The following is a 15105-nucleotide window of genomic DNA, read 5'->3' on the forward strand; positions in this document are numbered from 1 at the left end:
GGAATTACAGCAGCTTGCTGGATGCGATCTGCATCGCCAGCTTCGCGATCGAGGGCTCCATCAGGTCGGTCAGCGGCTTGGGGTAGATGCCCAGGGCCAGCACGCCGATGGCGAACACGCCCAGCACCAGCCATTCGCGACCGTTGATGTCCTTCAGTTCGGCAACGTGGCTGTTGGCCACTTCACCGAAGAAGATGCGCTTGTACAGCCACAGGGTGTAGGCGGCGCCGATGATCAGGGTGGTGGCCGCGCCCAGTGCGATCCACGGATTACGCTGGAAGGCCGCGAGGATGACCATGAACTCGCCGACGAAACCGCTGGTGCCCGGCAGGCCCGCATTGGCCATGAAGAACAGCATGGCGAAGGTCGCGAACCAGGGCATCACGTTGACCACGCCGCCGTAATCGGCGATGCGGCGGCTGTGCATGCGGTCGTACAGCACGCCCACGCTGGAGAACATCGCGCCGGACACGAAGCCGTGCGAGATCATCTGCACCATGGCGCCCTGCAGGCCCAGGCGGGCCGCATCGGCGTTGCCGGCTTCACGCACCAGCCACAGCGCGATGAAGGTGCCCAGGGTGACGAAGCCCATGTGCGCGATCGACGAATAGGCGATCAGCTTCTTCATGTCGTCCTGCACCAGAGCGACCAGGCCGACGTAGATCACGGCGATCAGCGACAGCGCAATCACCAGCCAGGCCCATTCCTGCGACGCGTCCGGGACGATCGGCAGGTTGAAGCGCAGGAAGCCGTAGCCACCGATCTTCAGGGCGATGGCGGCCAGGATCACCGAACCGGCGGTCGGCGCTTCGACGTGGGCGTCCGGCAGCCAGGTGTGGACCGGGAACATCGGCACCTTGACCGCGAAGGCGATCAGGAAGGCAAAGAAGATCCAGGTCTGTTCCTTGGCCGACAGCGGCAGCGCGTACAGGTCGGCCAGCTGGAAGCTGCCGCCCTTCATGTACAGGTAGATCAGCGCCACCAGCATCAGCACCGAGCCGAGGAAGGTGTACAGGAAGAACTTCAGTGCTGCGTAGATGCGGCGCGGGCCACCCCAGACACCGATGATCAGGAACATCGGGATCAGCATGGCTTCGAAGAACACGTAGAACAGCATCGCGTCCGTCGCGGCGAAGATGCCGACGGTGACGCCTTCCAGGATCAGGAAGGCCGCCACGTACTGGTTGACGCGCTTGTCGATGGCGCTCCAGGCGCCGATCAGGGCAAGCACGCTGACCAGGGTGGTCAGCAGGATCAGCGCCACGGCAATGCCGTCCACGCCCAGGTTGTAGCCGATCTTGTACGCCGGGATCCAGGCATGGGTCTCGACGAACTGCAGGCCGTCGATGCCCGCGTTGTAGCCGCTCAGCAGCGAGAGGCTTGCAACGAAGGTGAGCACCGCGACGCCCAGCGACGCCCAGCGGGCAGTCTGTGCATCACGGATCGCAAGGATCAGGGCGCCACCGATGATCGGCAGCCAGATGAGGACACTGAGTAGAGGCCAGTTCGACACGTCTTCTTATTCCGTACAGGTCATCAACGCAGGTAATGCATCAGCACGCCCAGCAGGGCAATCAGGCCGATGATCATCGCGAAGGCGTAGTGATAGAGGAAACCGGATTGGGTACGACGCAGCACGCCGGCTGCAACGTCCACAACACGTGCCGAGAGATTGACCACGCCGTCGACGATGTTGCTGTCGATCCAGCGCGAGACCTTGCCCAGCTTGACGCTGCCACCGGCAAAGCCATCGATCCACAGCTTGTCGAAGCCGTACTTGTTTTCCAGCACCGAAACGATCGGGGCGAAGGTCTTGCGTGCCTTGCCCGAGAGGTCCGGCTTCCACAGGTAGAACAGCGCAGCCAGCAGGAAGCCCGCCAGGGTCAGCCAGAACGGCGGCAGCATCATGCCGTGCAGCGCGAACGCGACGGGGCCATGGAACTCTTCACCCAGGAACGCGACGGTGTTCTTGGCCGGATCGTAGAAGTCGACGATGCCGGTGAAGAACGTCTGTGCCTGGCCCTTGATCGCCTCGTGCGCATGGTGGCCGGCCCAGTCGGTGCCGTGCAGCATCGGACCGATGCTGAAGAAACCGATGGCGATCGACGGGATGGCCAGCAGGATCAGCGGCAGGGTCACCACCCACGGGGTTTCATGCGGTTCATGCGGACCGTGGCCATGGCCGTGGTCGTCATGGGTATCGCCATGGTGGGCATCGGCGGCGTGGTGATCGTCATGGCCGTGGCCATGATCGTCGTGCGCGTCGCGGAAACGCTCCTTGCCGTGGAAGGTCATGAACAGCAGGCGGAAGCTGTAGAAGCTGGTCACCAGCACGCCACCCAGCACCGCCCAGTAGCCATAGGTGGCCACCCAGCTGTTCTGCATGTGGGCGTGGATCTCGGCCGCCTCGATGATCGTGTCCTTCGAGTAGAAGCCGGAGAAGAACGGCGTACCAACCAGGGCCAGCGTACCGATCCACATGGTGATGAAGGTGATCGGCATGTACTTGCGCAGGCCGCCCATCTTGCGCATGTCCTGCTCGTGGTGCATCGCGATGATGACCGAGCCGGCGCCCAGGAACAGCAGGGCCTTGAAGAAGGCGTGGGTCATCAGGTGGAACACGGCGGCCGAGTAGGCCGACACGCCCAGGGCGACGGTCATGTAGCCCAGCTGCGACAGCGTGGAGTACGCGACGACGCGCTTGATGTCGTTCTGCACGATGCCGATCAGGCCGGTGAAGAACGCGGTGGTGGCACCGATGAACAGCACGAAGTTCAGCGCCGTCTGCGACAGCTCGAACAGCGGCGACATGCGGGTGACCATGAAGATACCGGCGGTCACCATCGTCGCGGCGTGGATCAGTGCCGAGATCGGGGTCGGGCCTTCCATCGAGTCCGGCAGCCACACGTGCAGCGGGACCTGGGCCGACTTGCCCATGGCGCCGATGAACAGGCAGATGCAGATGACGGTGGCGATCGACCAGATCACCGGCTCGTTCAGCAGCTGCATGCCCAGGATCGTGCCGTCCCAGATCTGCAGCTGGGCGCGCGGGTCAGCCAGCATGCCGGCCTGCGAGAACACCTGCGAGTAGTCCAGGGTGCCGAACACCCACAGCACGCCGGCGATGCCCAGCAGGAAGCCGAAGTCACCGACGCGGTTGACCAGGAACGCCTTCATGTTGGCGAAGATCGCGGTCGGGCGCTTGAACCAGAAGCCGATCAGCAGGTACGACACCAGGCCCACCGCTTCCCAGCCGAAGAACAGCTGCAGGAAGTTGTTGCTCATCACCAGGGTGAGCATCGAGAAGGTGAACAGCGAGATGTAGCTGAAGAACCGCTGGTAGCCCGGGTCGTCCTGCATGTAGCCGATCGTGTAGATGTGGACCAGCAGCGACACGAAGGTCACCACCACCATCATCATCGCGGTCAGCTTGTCGACCATGAAGCCGACGTGCGCCGAATACTGGCCGACTTCGAAGAACGTGTAGATGTTCTGGTTGAACGGCTGCGCGCCGCCCCACATCAGCTGGTAGAACGTGTACATCGACAGGCCGCAGGCTACCGCGACGCCGAGGATGGTGATGGTCTGCGCGCCGAAGCGCTTGACCTGGCGACCGAACAGGCCGGCGATGATGCTGCCGAACAGCGGTGCAAGCACCACTGCGATCAACAGACTCTTGGAGAGAGTGATTTCCATCTGTGGATCAGCCCTTCAACGAATCGACTTCGCCGACATTGATCGTGCGGCGGGTACGGAACAGGGTCACCAGGATCGCCAGGCCGATGGCGGCTTCCGCGGCGGCGACGGTCAGGATGAAGAACACGAACAGCTGGCCGGACGGATCGCCCAGCTGACGCGAGAAGCCGACGAAATTGATGTTCACCGACAGCAGCATCAGCTCGATCGACATCAGCAGGACGATGACGTTCTTCCGGTTGAGGAAGATGCCGGCCAGGCTGATGGCGAACAGCACCGCGCCAAGCGCAAGCATGTGGCCAAGGGTAATCACGGCTGGGTCTCCTCGCCGGTGGCCGGCTTGCTGTTGCTGTGCACGACCGGTGCTTCGGCGCCCATCTTGACCATGCGCAGGCGCTGGCCGGCCTTGACCATGGTCTGCTCACCCGGGTTCTGGCTCTTGACGCCGGTACGGCGACGCAGGGTCAGCATCACGGCGGCGACCACGGCCACGGTCAGGATGACGGCGGCGAACTCGAACGGCAGCAGGTATTCGGTGAACAGCGTGCGCGCCAGCCAGGTGACGTTAGAGCTGTCGGCAGCGACCGCAGCGGCGTTGTCGGCCGGGAACGGAGTGACCGCCCTGCCCTTCACGCCGATCAGGATCAGCATCTGCACCAGCATCGCCACTGCCACGATCAGGCCGACCGGCAGGTAGCGCACCCAGCCCTCACGCATCTTGGTGGGATCGATGTCCAGCATCATCACCACGAACAGGAACAGCACCATCACCGCGCCGACGTAGACCAGCACCAGCGCCACGCCGAGGAACTCGGCGCCCACCAGCAGCCACACGCAGGCAATGGAGAAGAAGGTCAGCACCAGGCACAGCACTGCATGCACCGGGTTGCGCACGCTGATCACCGCACCGGCCGAAACCGTTGCCGCGATGGCGAACACCCAGAAAGCGATATTTACCCAATCCATCTCTCGACCTCAGCGGTAAGCGGCATCGGCGGCACGACGCTCGGCGATCTCGTTTTCGAGACGATCGCCAAGGGCCAGCAGCTGCGGCTTGGTAACGATGTTTTCGCCACGGTTCTCGAAGTGGTACTCGAGGATGTGGGTTTCGACGATCGAGTCCACCGGGCAGCTTTCTTCGCAGAAGCCGCAGAAGATGCACTTGAACAGGTCGATGTCGTAGCGGGTGGTGCGGCGGGTGCCGTCCTCGCGCTTGGCCGAGTCGATGGTGATGGCCAGGGCCGGGCACACCGCTTCGCACAGCTTGCAGGCAATGCAGCGCTCTTCGCCGTTGGGGTAACGGCGCAGCGCGTGCAGGCCACGGAAGCGCGGCGACTGCGGGAACTTCTCCATCGGGTACATCATCGTGTACTTCGGCTTGAAGCTGTACTTCAGCGTCAGCCAGAGGCCCGCCAGCAGTTCGAGCAGCAGCAGGCTCTTGAAGTAATGGGTAATCCTGTTCATCACTTTAGACGCCCTTTTGAATCACGCCGAAGAACACCATGACGGCGGTAACCGCGATCCACAGAATGGCCAGCGGGATGAAGACCTTCCAGCCCAGGCGCATGATCTGGTCGTAGCGGAAGCGCGGGAAGCTGGCACGGAACCAGATGTAGGCACTGGCGAAGAAGAACACCTTGACGAACAGCCACGGTGCACCACCCTTCCAGATCCAGTCGACCAGCGGCGAGACATCGCCGAAGTTGACCCAGCCCTGGACCGGGCTCAGCCAGCCGCCGAGGAAGAAGATCGAGATCAGGAAGCTGATCAGGATCATGTTCGCGTATTCGGCCAGGAAGAACAGCGCGAAGGCACCGCCGGAGTATTCGACCATGTGGCCGGCGACGATTTCCGATTCGCCTTCCACCACGTCGAACGGCGCGCGGTTGGTTTCAGCCACGCCCGACACCCAGTAGATGACGAACAGCGGGAACAGCGGCAGCAGGAACCAGTCGAAGAAGCCGGAGCTGCCGGCCTGCGCCATCACGATATTGCTCAGGTTCAGGCTGCCAGCGGCGATCATCACGCCGACCAGGGCGAAGCCCATGGCGATTTCGTAGCTGATCATCTGCGCCGAGGCGCGCATGGCACCCAGGAACGCGTACTTCGAGTTGGACGCCCAACCGGCCAGGATGATGCCGTAGATACCCAGCGAGGTCATCGCCAGCAGGTACAGCAGGCCGGCGTTGGCATTGGACAGCACGATCTGCGAATCGAAGGGAACCACCGACCAGGCCGCGAAGGCCGGGGCCAGGGTGATCAGCGGTGCCAGCAGGTAGATCGCCTTGTTGGCGCTGCTCGGCTGGACCACTTCCTTGAACAGCAGCTTGAAGACGTCGGCGAAGGCCTGGAAGATGCCCATGCCCACGTACATCGGGCCGTGGCGGACGTGCATCCAGCCGATCAGCTTGCGTTCCCAGACCACGTAGAAGGCCACCGAGATGATCACCGGAACGGTGATCACCAGGATCTTCAGGATGATCCAGATCAGCGCGCCGATGTCACCGAGGCCAAGCAGCCACTGGTGCAGCGGGTCGACCGCGTTCAACAGCAATTCGTTCATGCAGCCACCACCGTTACGCGAGCGGCACCCAGCGGCGCGGTCGCGCCGTGGCCCGATTCAATCCAGACCGAACCCGCAGCGACGCGGGCGTCGACCACCACCGGCAGGGTGGCCTTGCCGGCATCGGTGCCGACCTTGGCCATCTGCCCTTCCTGCAGCTGCAGGCGAGCGGCATCTTCAGCGTTCAGCACGATGCGCGGGGCGTTGTTGAGCGGATGCGACTGCAGCGCCGGGGCGCGACGGACCACCGCATCGGTGCGGTAGATCGCGGCGGTCGAAGCCACTTCCAGGCCTTCGCCGGCAATCACCGGCTGCGCCGAAGCGGCAACGGTGACCGACACCGGGGCCAGGCTGGCACGCAGGCCGGCCAGGTCGGTGAAGTCGAAACCGGCCAGCGCCATGTCGCCGCCCAGTGCGCGCAGCACGCGCCAGCCTTCACGGGCCTCGCCCGGCAGCTTGCCGCCGGCACGGGCCGACTGCTCGCGACCATCGAGGTTGGTCAGGGTGGCGTCGATTTCCGGCAGCGCACCGATCGGCAGGATCACGTCGGCGACGTCGCGGGTCGAGGCACAGGCGAACTGGCTGAAGGCCACCACCTGGGCACCGGCCAGCGCCTTGCGCGCGGCAGGTGCATCGGCGAAATCCAGGCCCGGCTCCAGGCCGTACACCACGTAGGCCTGGCGCGGCTGCGCCAGCATCGCGGCGACGTCCTTGCCGGCCGGCAGCACGCCGGCGCGGGTCAGGCCCACGGCGTTGGCGCCCTGCGGGATGCGGCACAGCCTGGCACCGGTGGCGGCGGCGAAGTCACGCGCGGCGGCGCGGATGGCGGCAGCCTGCGGGTGGTTTTCGGCGATGCCACCAACGATCAGCACGGTGTTGTTGCCGCCCTGCACGGCCGAACGCAGCTCGGCGTTGGCCAGCGCGTCGACGAACTTCGACGGTGCAACGATCTGCTTGCCGGCAATGCTGAAGGCGAAGTCGAAGTCCACCGGATTGACGACGTGGATCTTCGCGCCCTTGGTGGTCTGCGCCTTGCGCAGGCGGGCGTGCAGCAGCGGCAGTTCGTGGCGGATGTTGCTGCCCAGAACGACGATGCGGTCGGCGCCTTCGATCTCGGCCAGCGGCAGGCCGAACACTTCGGCGGTTGCAGCGTCGGAGAAATCGCGGTTGTTGATGCGGTGGTCGATGTTGCTCGAGCCCAGGCCCTTGGCCAGGCGGGCCAGCAGCGCGCCTTCCTCGTTCGAGGTGGACGGATGCACCAGCACGCCCAGGTTGTCGCCCTGGTTGGCCTTGAGGATCTCGGCGGCCGCGGCCAGGCCTTCGGCCCAGCTCACTTCCTTCCACTCACCATTGACCTTGCGCAGCGGCTTGACCGCACGGTCTTCGCTGTACAGGCCCTGGTGCGAGTAGCGGTCACGGTCGGACAGCCAGCACTCGTTCACCGCTTCGTTGTCGCGCGGCACGGTGCGCAGCACTTCGCCGCGACGCACGTGCAGGAACAGGTTCGAACCCATCGCGTCGTGGTAGCCCAGCGACTCGCGCGCGGTCAGTTCCCACGGGCGGGCGCGGAACTGGAACACCTTGTTGGTCAGTGCGCCGACCGGGCAGACGTCGACGACGTTGCCGGACAGTTCGGTGGTCAGCGGCTTGCCGTCGAAGGTACCGATCTGCAGGTTCTCACCGCGGTACATGCCACCCAGTTCGTAGGTACCGGCGACGTCGGCGGTGAAGCGGACGCAGCGGGTGCACTGGATGCAGCGGGTCATCTCGGTGGCGACCAGCGGGCCCATGTCCTCGTCCGGCACCACGCGCTTGCGCTCGTTGAAGCGGCTGACCGATCGGCCATAGCCCAGCGACACGTCCTGCAGCTCGCACTCGCCGCCCTGATCGCAGATCGGGCAGTCAAGGGGGTGGTTGATGAGCAGGAACTCCATCACCGAGCGCTGGAACTTCAGTGCCTTCTCGCTGCGGGTGGCAACCTTCATGCCATCCATCACCGGAGTGGCGCAGGCCGGCGCCGGCTTCGGCGACTTTTCCACGTCCACCAGGCACATGCGGCAGTTGGCGGCGATCGGCAGCTTCTCGTGGTAGCAGAAGCGCGGAATCGAAATGCCGGCCTTGTCGGCCGCCTGGATGATCATCGAACCCTTGGGCACAACCAGCGACTTGCCATCGATTTCGATGGTCACGTGATCCGGTGGCACGTTCGGGTTTACGGGTTGCGCGCTCATGCGGCGGCTGCCTCCACCTTCTTGCCGTCAACCATCGAATGACCGTTGACGATGTAGTACTCGAATTCGTCCCAGAACTGGCGCAGGAAGCCCTGGATGGGCCATGCAGCCGCTTCACCGAACGCACAGATGGTGTGGCCTTCGATCTGGCCAGCCACCGCCTTCAGCTGGTGCAGGTCTTCCATCGTGGCCTTGCCGGCGACGATGCGCTCCAGCACGCGGTGCATCCAGCCGGTGCCCTCACGGCACGGGGTGCACTGGCCACAGGATTCCTTGTGGAAGAACTGGCTGATGCGGCAGGCGAACTTGACGCAGCAGACGCTGTCGTCCAGCACCACGATCGCGCCCGAACCCAGGCCGGAGCCCAGCGCGCGGATGGTGTCGTAGTCCATCGGCAGGTCCTTCAGCTCGGCCGCGGTCAGCACCGGCATCGACACGCCGCCCGGGATCGCGCCCTTCAGCGTGCGGCCCGGACGCAGGCCACCGGCCATTTCCAGCAGGTCGTGGAATTTGGTGCCGAGCGGCACTTCGAAGTTGCCGCCATTCTGCACGCAGCCGGACACCGAGAAGCACTTCGGACCGCCGTTGGCGGTCAGGCTCAGGCCCTTGAACCACTCCGGACCGTTGCGGATGATCGCCGGCACCGAACCATAGGTTTCGGTGTTGTTGATCGTCGACGGCTTGCCATACAGGCCGAAATTGGCCGGGAACGGCGGCTTGTAGCGCGGCTGGCCCTTCTTGCCCTCCAGCGATTCCATCAGCGCGGTTTCTTCGCCGCAGATGTACGCGCCGGCGCCCAGCGCGCCGTAGATGTCGATGTCCACGCCGCTGCCGAGGATGTTCTTGCCCAGCCAGCCGTTCGCATAGGCGTCGGCCAGGGCCTGCTCGAAGTGCTCGAACGGCTCGTGGTGGAATTCACCGCGCAGGTAGTTGTAACCCACGGTCGAACCGGTGGCGTAGCAGGCGATCGCCATGCCTTCCACCACCGAATGCGGGTTGTAGCGCAGGATGTCGCGGTCCTTGCAGGTGCCCGGCTCGGATTCGTCCGAGTTGCAGAGGATGTACTTCTGCATGTTGCCCTTCGGCATGAAGGACCACTTCAGGCCGGTCGGGAAGCCAGCGCCACCGCGGCCGCGCAGGCCCGAGGCCTTGACCATCTCGATGACCTGCTCCGGCGGGATCTTCTCTTCGAGGATCTTGCGCAGGGCGGCGTAGCCACCGGTCTTCAGGTAGCTTTCGTACGACCACGGGGTGTCGTAATGCAGGGTGGTATAGACCACCTGGTGCGGCAGCGGCGCGGGGCCGACCGGACCCTTGGATTCGTGGTGATGTGCCATGCCCTTACTCCAGCCCGTCCAGCAGCTCGTCGACCTTTTCCAGGGTCAGACGCTCATGGTAGTGACCGTTGATGACCATCATCGGCGCGCCACCGCAGCCAGCCAGGCACTCTTCCTCGCGCTTGAGGTAGACGCGGCCGTCCGGGGTCGATTCACCGTGCTTGATGCCCAGCTTCTTCTCGCAATGGCGCACGATGTCCTCGGCGCCATTGAGCCAGCAGCTGATGTTGGTGCAGATGGCCACGTTGTTGCGGCCCACCTTCTCGGTCTCGAACATCGAGTAGAAGCTGGCGACCTCGTAGGCCCACACCGGCGGCAGGTCCAGGTACTTGGCCACGCCGGCGATCAGCTCGTCGGTCAGCCAGCCCTGGTTCTGCTCCTGGGCCGCATGCAGGCCCTGCAGCACGGCAGAGCGCTTGCGGTCCGGCGGGAACTTGGACAGCCAGTGATCGATGTGAGCGCGGGTCTTGTCGCTCAGCACCACCATCGGGTCGACGTCGCGCGCCGCCTCGAAATTACCTGTCGCCTTCATCGGCCGACCTCAGCGAAATGCATAACGTGAAATTCCAGAAACTGCGGCGCCGGCTTGCGCCGGCTGCCTGCGGCGGGCGTTGGCGTGGCGGACGGCATTACCGGTCAACCTCGCCGAACACCAGGTCGTAGGTACCGATCATCGCCACCACGTCGGCCAGCATGTGGCCGCGCACGATCGAATCGATCGAGGACAGGTGGGCGAAGCCCGGTGCGCGCAGGTGCACGCGGAAGGGCTTGTTGGCGCCATCGGAAACCAGGTAGCAGCCGAACTCGCCCTTCGGGGCTTCCACCGCCGAGTAGGTCTCGCCGGCCGGCACGCAGTAGCCTTCGCTGAACAGCTTGAAGTGGTGGATCAGCGCTTCCATGTCGTCCTTCATGTCCTCGCGCCTGGGCGGAGCGACCTTGAAGTTCTTCACCATCACCGGGCCGGGGTTGGCCTTCAGCCATGCCACGCACTGCTTGATGATGCGGTTGGATTCGCGCATTTCGGCAACGCGCACCAGGTAACGGTCGTAGCAGTCGCCCTCCTTGCCCAGCGGGATGTCGAAATCGACGGCATCGTACTTGGCGTACGGGCGCTTCTTGCGCAGGTCCCAGGCGACGCCCGAGCCACGCAGCATCACGCCGGTCATGCCCCACTGGTGCGCCAGTTCCGGCGTCACCACGCCGATGCCGACGGTACGCTGCTTCCAGATACGGTTGTCGGTCAGCAGGGTTTCGTATTCGTCGATGCGCTTGGGGAACTCGACGGTGAAGTTCTCCAGGAAGTCCAGCAGCGAGCCCTCGCGCGAAGCATTGAGCTGCTTCAGCGCCTTGCCCTTGTGCCAGCGCGACTCCTTGTACTTCGGCATGTGGTCCGGCAGGTCGCGGTAGACACCGCCCGGACGGTAGTACGCCGCGTGCATGCGTGCGCCGGAGACTGCTTCATAGCAGTCCATCAGCTCTTCGCGCTCGCGGAAGGCGTACAGCATCACCGCCATCGCACCCAGGTCGAGCGCGTTGGAGCCCAGCCACATCAGGTGGTTGAGGATGCGGGTGATCTCGTCGTACATGGTGCGGATGTACTGCGCACGCTCCGGCGCCTCGATGCCCATCAGGGTCTCGATCGCGCGCACGTAGGCGTGCTCGTTGCACATCATCGACACGTAATCCAGTCGATCCATGTAACCGATCGACTGATTGAACGGCTTGGACTCGGCCAGCTTTTCGGTACCACGGTGCAGCAGACCCACGTGCGGGTCGGCGCGCATGATGGTTTCACCGTCCATTTCCAGGATCAGGCGCAGCACACCGTGAGCGGCCGGATGCTGCGGGCCGAAGTTCATGGTGTAGTTGCGGATTTCCTGCCGGCTTTCGGCGGCGTTGCTGGCGAATGCTTCGCCGGCCTGGTGTACGTGGCTCACTTCACTGCCTCCTGCGCGCGCTCACCTTCTGCGGTCTGCAGACGGGCGTCGTCGCGGATCACGCGCGGCACGCCGACGCGCGGCTCCACCGAGGTGACCGGTTCGTAGATCACGCGCTTCTTTTCTTCGTCGTAGCGGACTTCGACATTGCCGATCAGCGGGAAGTCCTTGCGGAACGGATGGCCGACGAAACCGTAGTCGGTCAGGATCCGGCGCAGGTCCGGGTGGCCTTCGAAGATCACGCCGTACAGGTCGAACGCTTCGCGCTCGAACCAGTTCAGGCCCGGCCAGATGCCGGTCAGCGAGGACACCACCGGCAGTGCTTCGTCAGGGGCGAAGCAGCGCAGGTGCATCATCAGGTTGTGCTGGTACGAGCGCAGCTGGGCGACCACGGCGAAACGCTGGGTCGGCATGTGCTGCGGGCGGGCACCGTCGGCACCGTTTTCCTCGGTGGGGAACTCACCCCACGCGAAACGGCCCTGGGCCTTGCCTTCGACGCCACGGCTGAAGCCCTGCGAGGACACGTCGGCGGTGTCCCATTCGTCGGAGCCATAACCCAGGTAATCGACGCCGCAGAGATCCACGGCCTGCTCGAAACCAAACTCGTCACGCAGCGCCAGGGCGGTGGCGTGCCACTCGGCGGCAGGCACTTCCAGCGTCACTTCGCCGCGGGGTTCGACCACGATGACCTTCGCACCAGCGAAACGTGCGGAGAGTCGGTCGATGAAGGATGCTTGCTCTGCCATGGGGGCTTGGCGCGCTCTTGTCAGGTGAAGGGGTCAGCGGGCGATGGTCTGTGTACGCCAGATCTTCTTCTGCAGCTGCAGGATCCCGTACACCAGCGCCTCGGCGGTCGGCGGGCAACCCGGGACGTAGACGTCCACCGGCACCACGCGATCACAGCCGCGCACGACAGAATAGGAGTAGTGGTAATAGCCGCCACCATTGGCGCAGCTACCCATCGAGATGACCCACTTCGGGTCCGGCATCTGGTCGTAGACCTTGCGCAGCGCCGGGGCCATCTTGTTGACCAGGGTACCGGCCACGATCATCACGTCGGACTGGCGCGGCGACGGGCGGAACACCACGCCATAGCGGTCAAGGTCCAGGCGCGCGGCGCCGGCATGCATCATCTCGACCGCGCAGCAGGCCAGACCGAAGGTCATCGGCCACATCGAGCCGGTGCGCGCCCAGTTCAGCAGTGCATCGACGCTGGTGGTGACGAAGCCCTTTTCCAGCAGCGGGTTGTCGCCTTCCGGCCGCAGGATGTCATCAACCCGGCCTTCCGGCGTGGGGTTGTTCATGAGGCCATCGAGAGTCTGAATCACTCCCATTCCAGCGCTCCCTTCTTCCAGACGTAAATGAAACCGAGGAACAGCATGCCGACGAACAGGCCCATGGTGACGAGCGAACGCGCGCCCAGCTCCATGAAGACCTGGGTCCACGGCACGATGAAGATGATTTCCAGGTCGAAGACGATGAACTGGATCGCGATCAGGTAGTAGCGCACGTCGAACTTCATGCGCGCGTCTTCGAAGGCCTCGAAGCCGCACTCGTACGGCGACAGCTTTTCCAGATCGGGGCGGCGGGGACCGAGGAATCGACCAACCAGCATCAGCGTAATGCCGATACCGGTGGCAACGATCAGAAACAGCAGAGACGGCAAATATTCGGCCAGCACAGCGATTCTCTCTTGCCTCTGCCGCTGCGCCTGCAGGCGCTTTGGCATGGGGGAGTGGACGGGAATCTACCTGGCGCCTTGCGCGCCAGGCGAACCCGCTTTACTTACAAATGGTGCCCAAGAGGGGACTCGAACCCCTACGACCTAAGTCGCTACCACCTCAAGGTAGTGCGTCTACCAATTCCGCCACCTGGGCAAACGATCACATCAGACTATCTTCCCGATGCGCCGCGTATTGTAACCGGCTTCAGTGTTTCTGGGAGCCTTCCGAAGGCTTTTCTTCACCAGAAACCGAAGATTCCGCCTGAGCCGGCACATTCGCGGCCGGAACCGGGGCGGCCGGGACCGCATCAGCCTTCGGAACGGCCGGCAATTCGCCTGCCGGAGCCGCCGGAGCGACCGCCGCCGGGGCGGACATCAAGCCCAGATCCTGGTCGGCCGCCGGACGGCTGCCATGACCGGCATACCAGGCCATGAAGAGGCTGATGCCGAAGAACACGACGGCCAGCCACTTGGTCGACTTGGACAGGAAGTTCGAGGCGCCACGCGCACCGAACACCGTACCCGAGGCGCCGGCACCAAAGCCCGAACTCGCCGCCGCACCCGAGCCACGCTGCATCAGGATCAGCGCGATCATGGCCACAGCGACCAGCACGTAGACGACATTGAGGATCAACATCAGCATTGGAAACCGCCCTCGGACAATACTTCTAGGATTAGTTCGCGGCCGCCGCCCTTGCGATGGCCAGGAAGTCCGCAGCCACCAGGGAGGCGCCGCCGACCAGCCCACCATCGACATCCGGCTGCGCGAACAGTTCCCCGGCATTGTCGGGCTTCACGCTACCGCCGTAAACAATGGGCAGTGAATCAGCGATTCTAGCATCGATACGCGCGACTTCGCCACGGATGAACGCGTGCACCTGCTGTGCCTGCTCCTTGGTGGCGGTACGGCCGGTACCGATGGCCCAGACCGGCTCATAGGCGACCACAGCCTGGGCGAAACCGGCCGCGCCAACCAGCTCCAGCACCGGTGCCAGCTGGCTGGCGATGACCGCTTCGGTCTGCCCGGCCTCGCGCTGTTCCAGGGTCTCGCCCACGCACAGCACTGGCACCAGGCCGGCGTGCTGGGCGGCGGCGAACTTGCGCGCGACCAGCTCGCTGCTCTCGTGGTGGTACTGGCGGCGCTCGGAATGGCCGACCAGGCCATAGCGGGCCCCGACCTCGACCAGCATGGCCGCGCAGACCTCGCCGGTGTAGGCGCCCTTTTCGTTGCTGCTCACGTCCTGCGCGCCAAAGGCCAGGCCGGTCTCGCCGAAGTCCTCGACCAGCTCGCCCAGGTACGGCAGCGGCGGCAGGATCACCACGTCCACCCCCTCCAGCGGCAGCCCGGCAGCCACCTGCCCCAGCAGTTCATTGGCGAATTGACGGCTGCCATGCAGCTTCCAGTTTCCGGCGACGATCTTGCGGCGCATGAGCGGGTGGCTCCTGTGTGAAGTCAGCCGGTCATGATACCCGCTGCGGCAAAAATCCGTTTCCTTGTAAGCGATTACATGGATTTTCAGCCAACGGCGCAGCCCCTCGTGGCGGGGGGCGGGTTGGTCGCGTATCACCGGTTGGATTGGTGAGCTTGGCCGGGCGGGTGGGGATGCCGGGGGACGCC

General features: G+C 64.4%; 15 protein-coding genes and 1 tRNA gene. All 16 read right to left on the reverse strand.

The window, feature by feature from the left end; translation table 11 throughout:
• Positions 1-4: 4 nt before the first annotated feature.
• Positions 5-1513, reverse strand: a complete 1509-nt coding sequence (locus CKW06_RS16910) for an NADH-quinone oxidoreductase subunit M (RefSeq protein WP_024958700.1) — start codon at positions 1511-1513, stop codon at positions 5-7.
• Positions 1514-1536: 23 nt separating this feature from the next.
• Positions 1537-3696: an NADH-quinone oxidoreductase subunit L gene (gene nuoL / locus CKW06_RS16915; RefSeq protein WP_024958701.1), complete on the reverse strand. Its 2160-nt coding sequence runs from the start codon at positions 3694-3696 to the stop codon at positions 1537-1539.
• Positions 3697-3703: 7 nt separating this feature from the next.
• Positions 3704-4009: an NADH-quinone oxidoreductase subunit NuoK gene (gene nuoK, locus CKW06_RS16920; RefSeq protein ID WP_005410454.1), complete on the reverse strand. Its 306-nt coding sequence runs from the start codon at positions 4007-4009 to the stop codon at positions 3704-3706.
• Entirely contained in the window at positions 4006-4662 is a 657-nt protein-coding gene (locus CKW06_RS16925; RefSeq protein WP_010486441.1) for an NADH-quinone oxidoreductase subunit J, read from the reverse strand. Before CKW06_RS16925 ends, nuoK begins: the two co-directional genes overlap by 4 nt.
• A gap of 9 nt (positions 4663-4671) precedes the next feature.
• Positions 4672-5160 (reverse strand): NADH-quinone oxidoreductase subunit NuoI, encoded by a 489-nt coding sequence (gene nuoI / locus CKW06_RS16930; RefSeq protein WP_005410456.1) that lies wholly within the window; start codon positions 5158-5160, stop codon positions 4672-4674.
• Between the two features lie 4 nt (positions 5161-5164).
• A complete protein-coding gene (gene nuoH / locus CKW06_RS16935; RefSeq protein ID WP_005410457.1) occupies positions 5165-6259 on the reverse strand; it encodes an NADH-quinone oxidoreductase subunit NuoH in 1095 nt (364 codons plus the stop codon).
• A complete protein-coding gene (gene nuoG / locus CKW06_RS16940) occupies positions 6256-8490 on the reverse strand; it encodes an NADH-quinone oxidoreductase subunit NuoG (protein ID WP_024958702.1) in 2235 nt (744 codons plus the stop codon). Before nuoG ends, nuoH begins: the two co-directional genes overlap by 4 nt.
• Positions 8487-9827, reverse strand: a complete 1341-nt coding sequence (nuoF, locus tag CKW06_RS16945; RefSeq protein WP_010486436.1) for an NADH-quinone oxidoreductase subunit NuoF — start codon at positions 9825-9827, stop codon at positions 8487-8489. The genes nuoG and nuoF overlap by 4 nt, the downstream gene beginning before the upstream one ends.
• A 4-nt stretch (positions 9828-9831) precedes the next feature.
• Positions 9832-10359, reverse strand: coding sequence for an NADH-quinone oxidoreductase subunit NuoE (gene nuoE, locus CKW06_RS16950; RefSeq protein ID WP_005410460.1), 528 nt, complete (start codon positions 10357-10359; stop codon positions 9832-9834).
• A 97-nt stretch (positions 10360-10456) separates the two neighbouring features.
• On the reverse strand, positions 10457-11764 hold the full coding sequence (locus CKW06_RS16955) for an NADH-quinone oxidoreductase subunit D (protein ID WP_005410461.1): 1308 nt from the start codon (positions 11762-11764) through the stop codon (positions 10457-10459).
• The gene (locus CKW06_RS16960; RefSeq protein WP_005410462.1) at positions 11761-12510 is read right to left on the reverse strand and encodes an NADH-quinone oxidoreductase subunit C; all 750 of its coding nucleotides are present in this window, start codon (positions 12508-12510) and stop codon (positions 11761-11763) included. Before CKW06_RS16960 ends, CKW06_RS16955 begins: the two co-directional genes overlap by 4 nt.
• A 33-nt stretch (positions 12511-12543) precedes the next feature.
• The gene (locus tag CKW06_RS16965; protein ID WP_005410463.1) at positions 12544-13098 is read right to left on the reverse strand and encodes a NuoB/complex I 20 kDa subunit family protein; all 555 of its coding nucleotides are present in this window, start codon (positions 13096-13098) and stop codon (positions 12544-12546) included.
• Complete coding sequence (locus CKW06_RS16970; RefSeq protein WP_005414075.1) at positions 13089-13445, reverse strand: NADH-quinone oxidoreductase subunit A; 357 nt, start codon at positions 13443-13445, stop codon at positions 13089-13091. Before CKW06_RS16970 ends, CKW06_RS16965 begins: the two co-directional genes overlap by 10 nt.
• A 111-nt stretch (positions 13446-13556) precedes the next feature.
• A tRNA-Leu gene (locus CKW06_RS16975) sits at positions 13557-13641 on the reverse strand.
• A 51-nt stretch (positions 13642-13692) separates the two neighbouring features.
• Positions 13693-14130, reverse strand: coding sequence for a preprotein translocase subunit SecG (secG, locus tag CKW06_RS16980; protein WP_024958703.1), 438 nt, complete (start codon positions 14128-14130; stop codon positions 13693-13695).
• A gap of 31 nt (positions 14131-14161) precedes the next feature.
• Entirely contained in the window at positions 14162-14917 is a 756-nt protein-coding gene (gene tpiA, locus CKW06_RS16985; protein ID WP_005410466.1) for a triose-phosphate isomerase, read from the reverse strand.
• Between the last annotated feature and the right edge of the window lie 188 nt (positions 14918-15105).

It is taken from the genome of Stenotrophomonas maltophilia, assembly GCF_900186865.1.
GTDB classification, from domain to species: domain Bacteria; phylum Pseudomonadota; class Gammaproteobacteria; order Xanthomonadales; family Xanthomonadaceae; genus Stenotrophomonas; species Stenotrophomonas maltophilia.

What these genes read in the sequence shown, in the direction of transcription:
- CKW06_RS16960 (WP_005410462.1), bottom strand. Translation starts at nt 12,510, where the DNA reads ATGGCAGAGCAAGCATCCTTCATCGACCGACTCTCCGCACGTTTCGCT.
- nuoH (WP_005410457.1), bottom strand. Translation starts at nt 6,259, where the DNA reads ATGAACGAATTGCTGTTGAACGCGGTCGACCCGCTGCACCAGTGGCTG.
- nuoL (WP_024958701.1), bottom strand. Translation starts at nt 3,696, where the DNA reads ATGGAAATCACTCTCTCCAAGAGTCTGTTGATCGCAGTGGTGCTTGCA.
- nuoI (WP_005410456.1), bottom strand. Translation starts at nt 5,160, where the DNA reads ATGAACAGGATTACCCATTACTTCAAGAGCCTGCTGCTGCTCGAACTG.
- nuoF (WP_010486436.1), bottom strand. Translation starts at nt 9,827, where the DNA reads ATGGCACATCACCACGAATCCAAGGGTCCGGTCGGCCCCGCGCCGCTG.
- CKW06_RS16965 (WP_005410463.1), bottom strand. Translation starts at nt 13,098, where the DNA reads ATGGGAGTGATTCAGACTCTCGATGGCCTCATGAACAACCCCACGCCG.
- secG (WP_024958703.1), bottom strand. Translation starts at nt 14,130, where the DNA reads ATGCTGATGTTGATCCTCAATGTCGTCTACGTGCTGGTCGCTGTGGCC.
- CKW06_RS16925 (WP_010486441.1), bottom strand. Translation starts at nt 4,662, where the DNA reads ATGGATTGGGTAAATATCGCTTTCTGGGTGTTCGCCATCGCGGCAACG.
- tpiA (WP_005410466.1), bottom strand. Translation starts at nt 14,917, where the DNA reads ATGCGCCGCAAGATCGTCGCCGGAAACTGGAAGCTGCATGGCAGCCGT.
- nuoG (WP_024958702.1), bottom strand. Translation starts at nt 8,490, where the DNA reads ATGAGCGCGCAACCCGTAAACCCGAACGTGCCACCGGATCACGTGACC.
- nuoE (WP_005410460.1), bottom strand. Translation starts at nt 10,359, where the DNA reads ATGAAGGCGACAGGTAATTTCGAGGCGGCGCGCGACGTCGACCCGATG.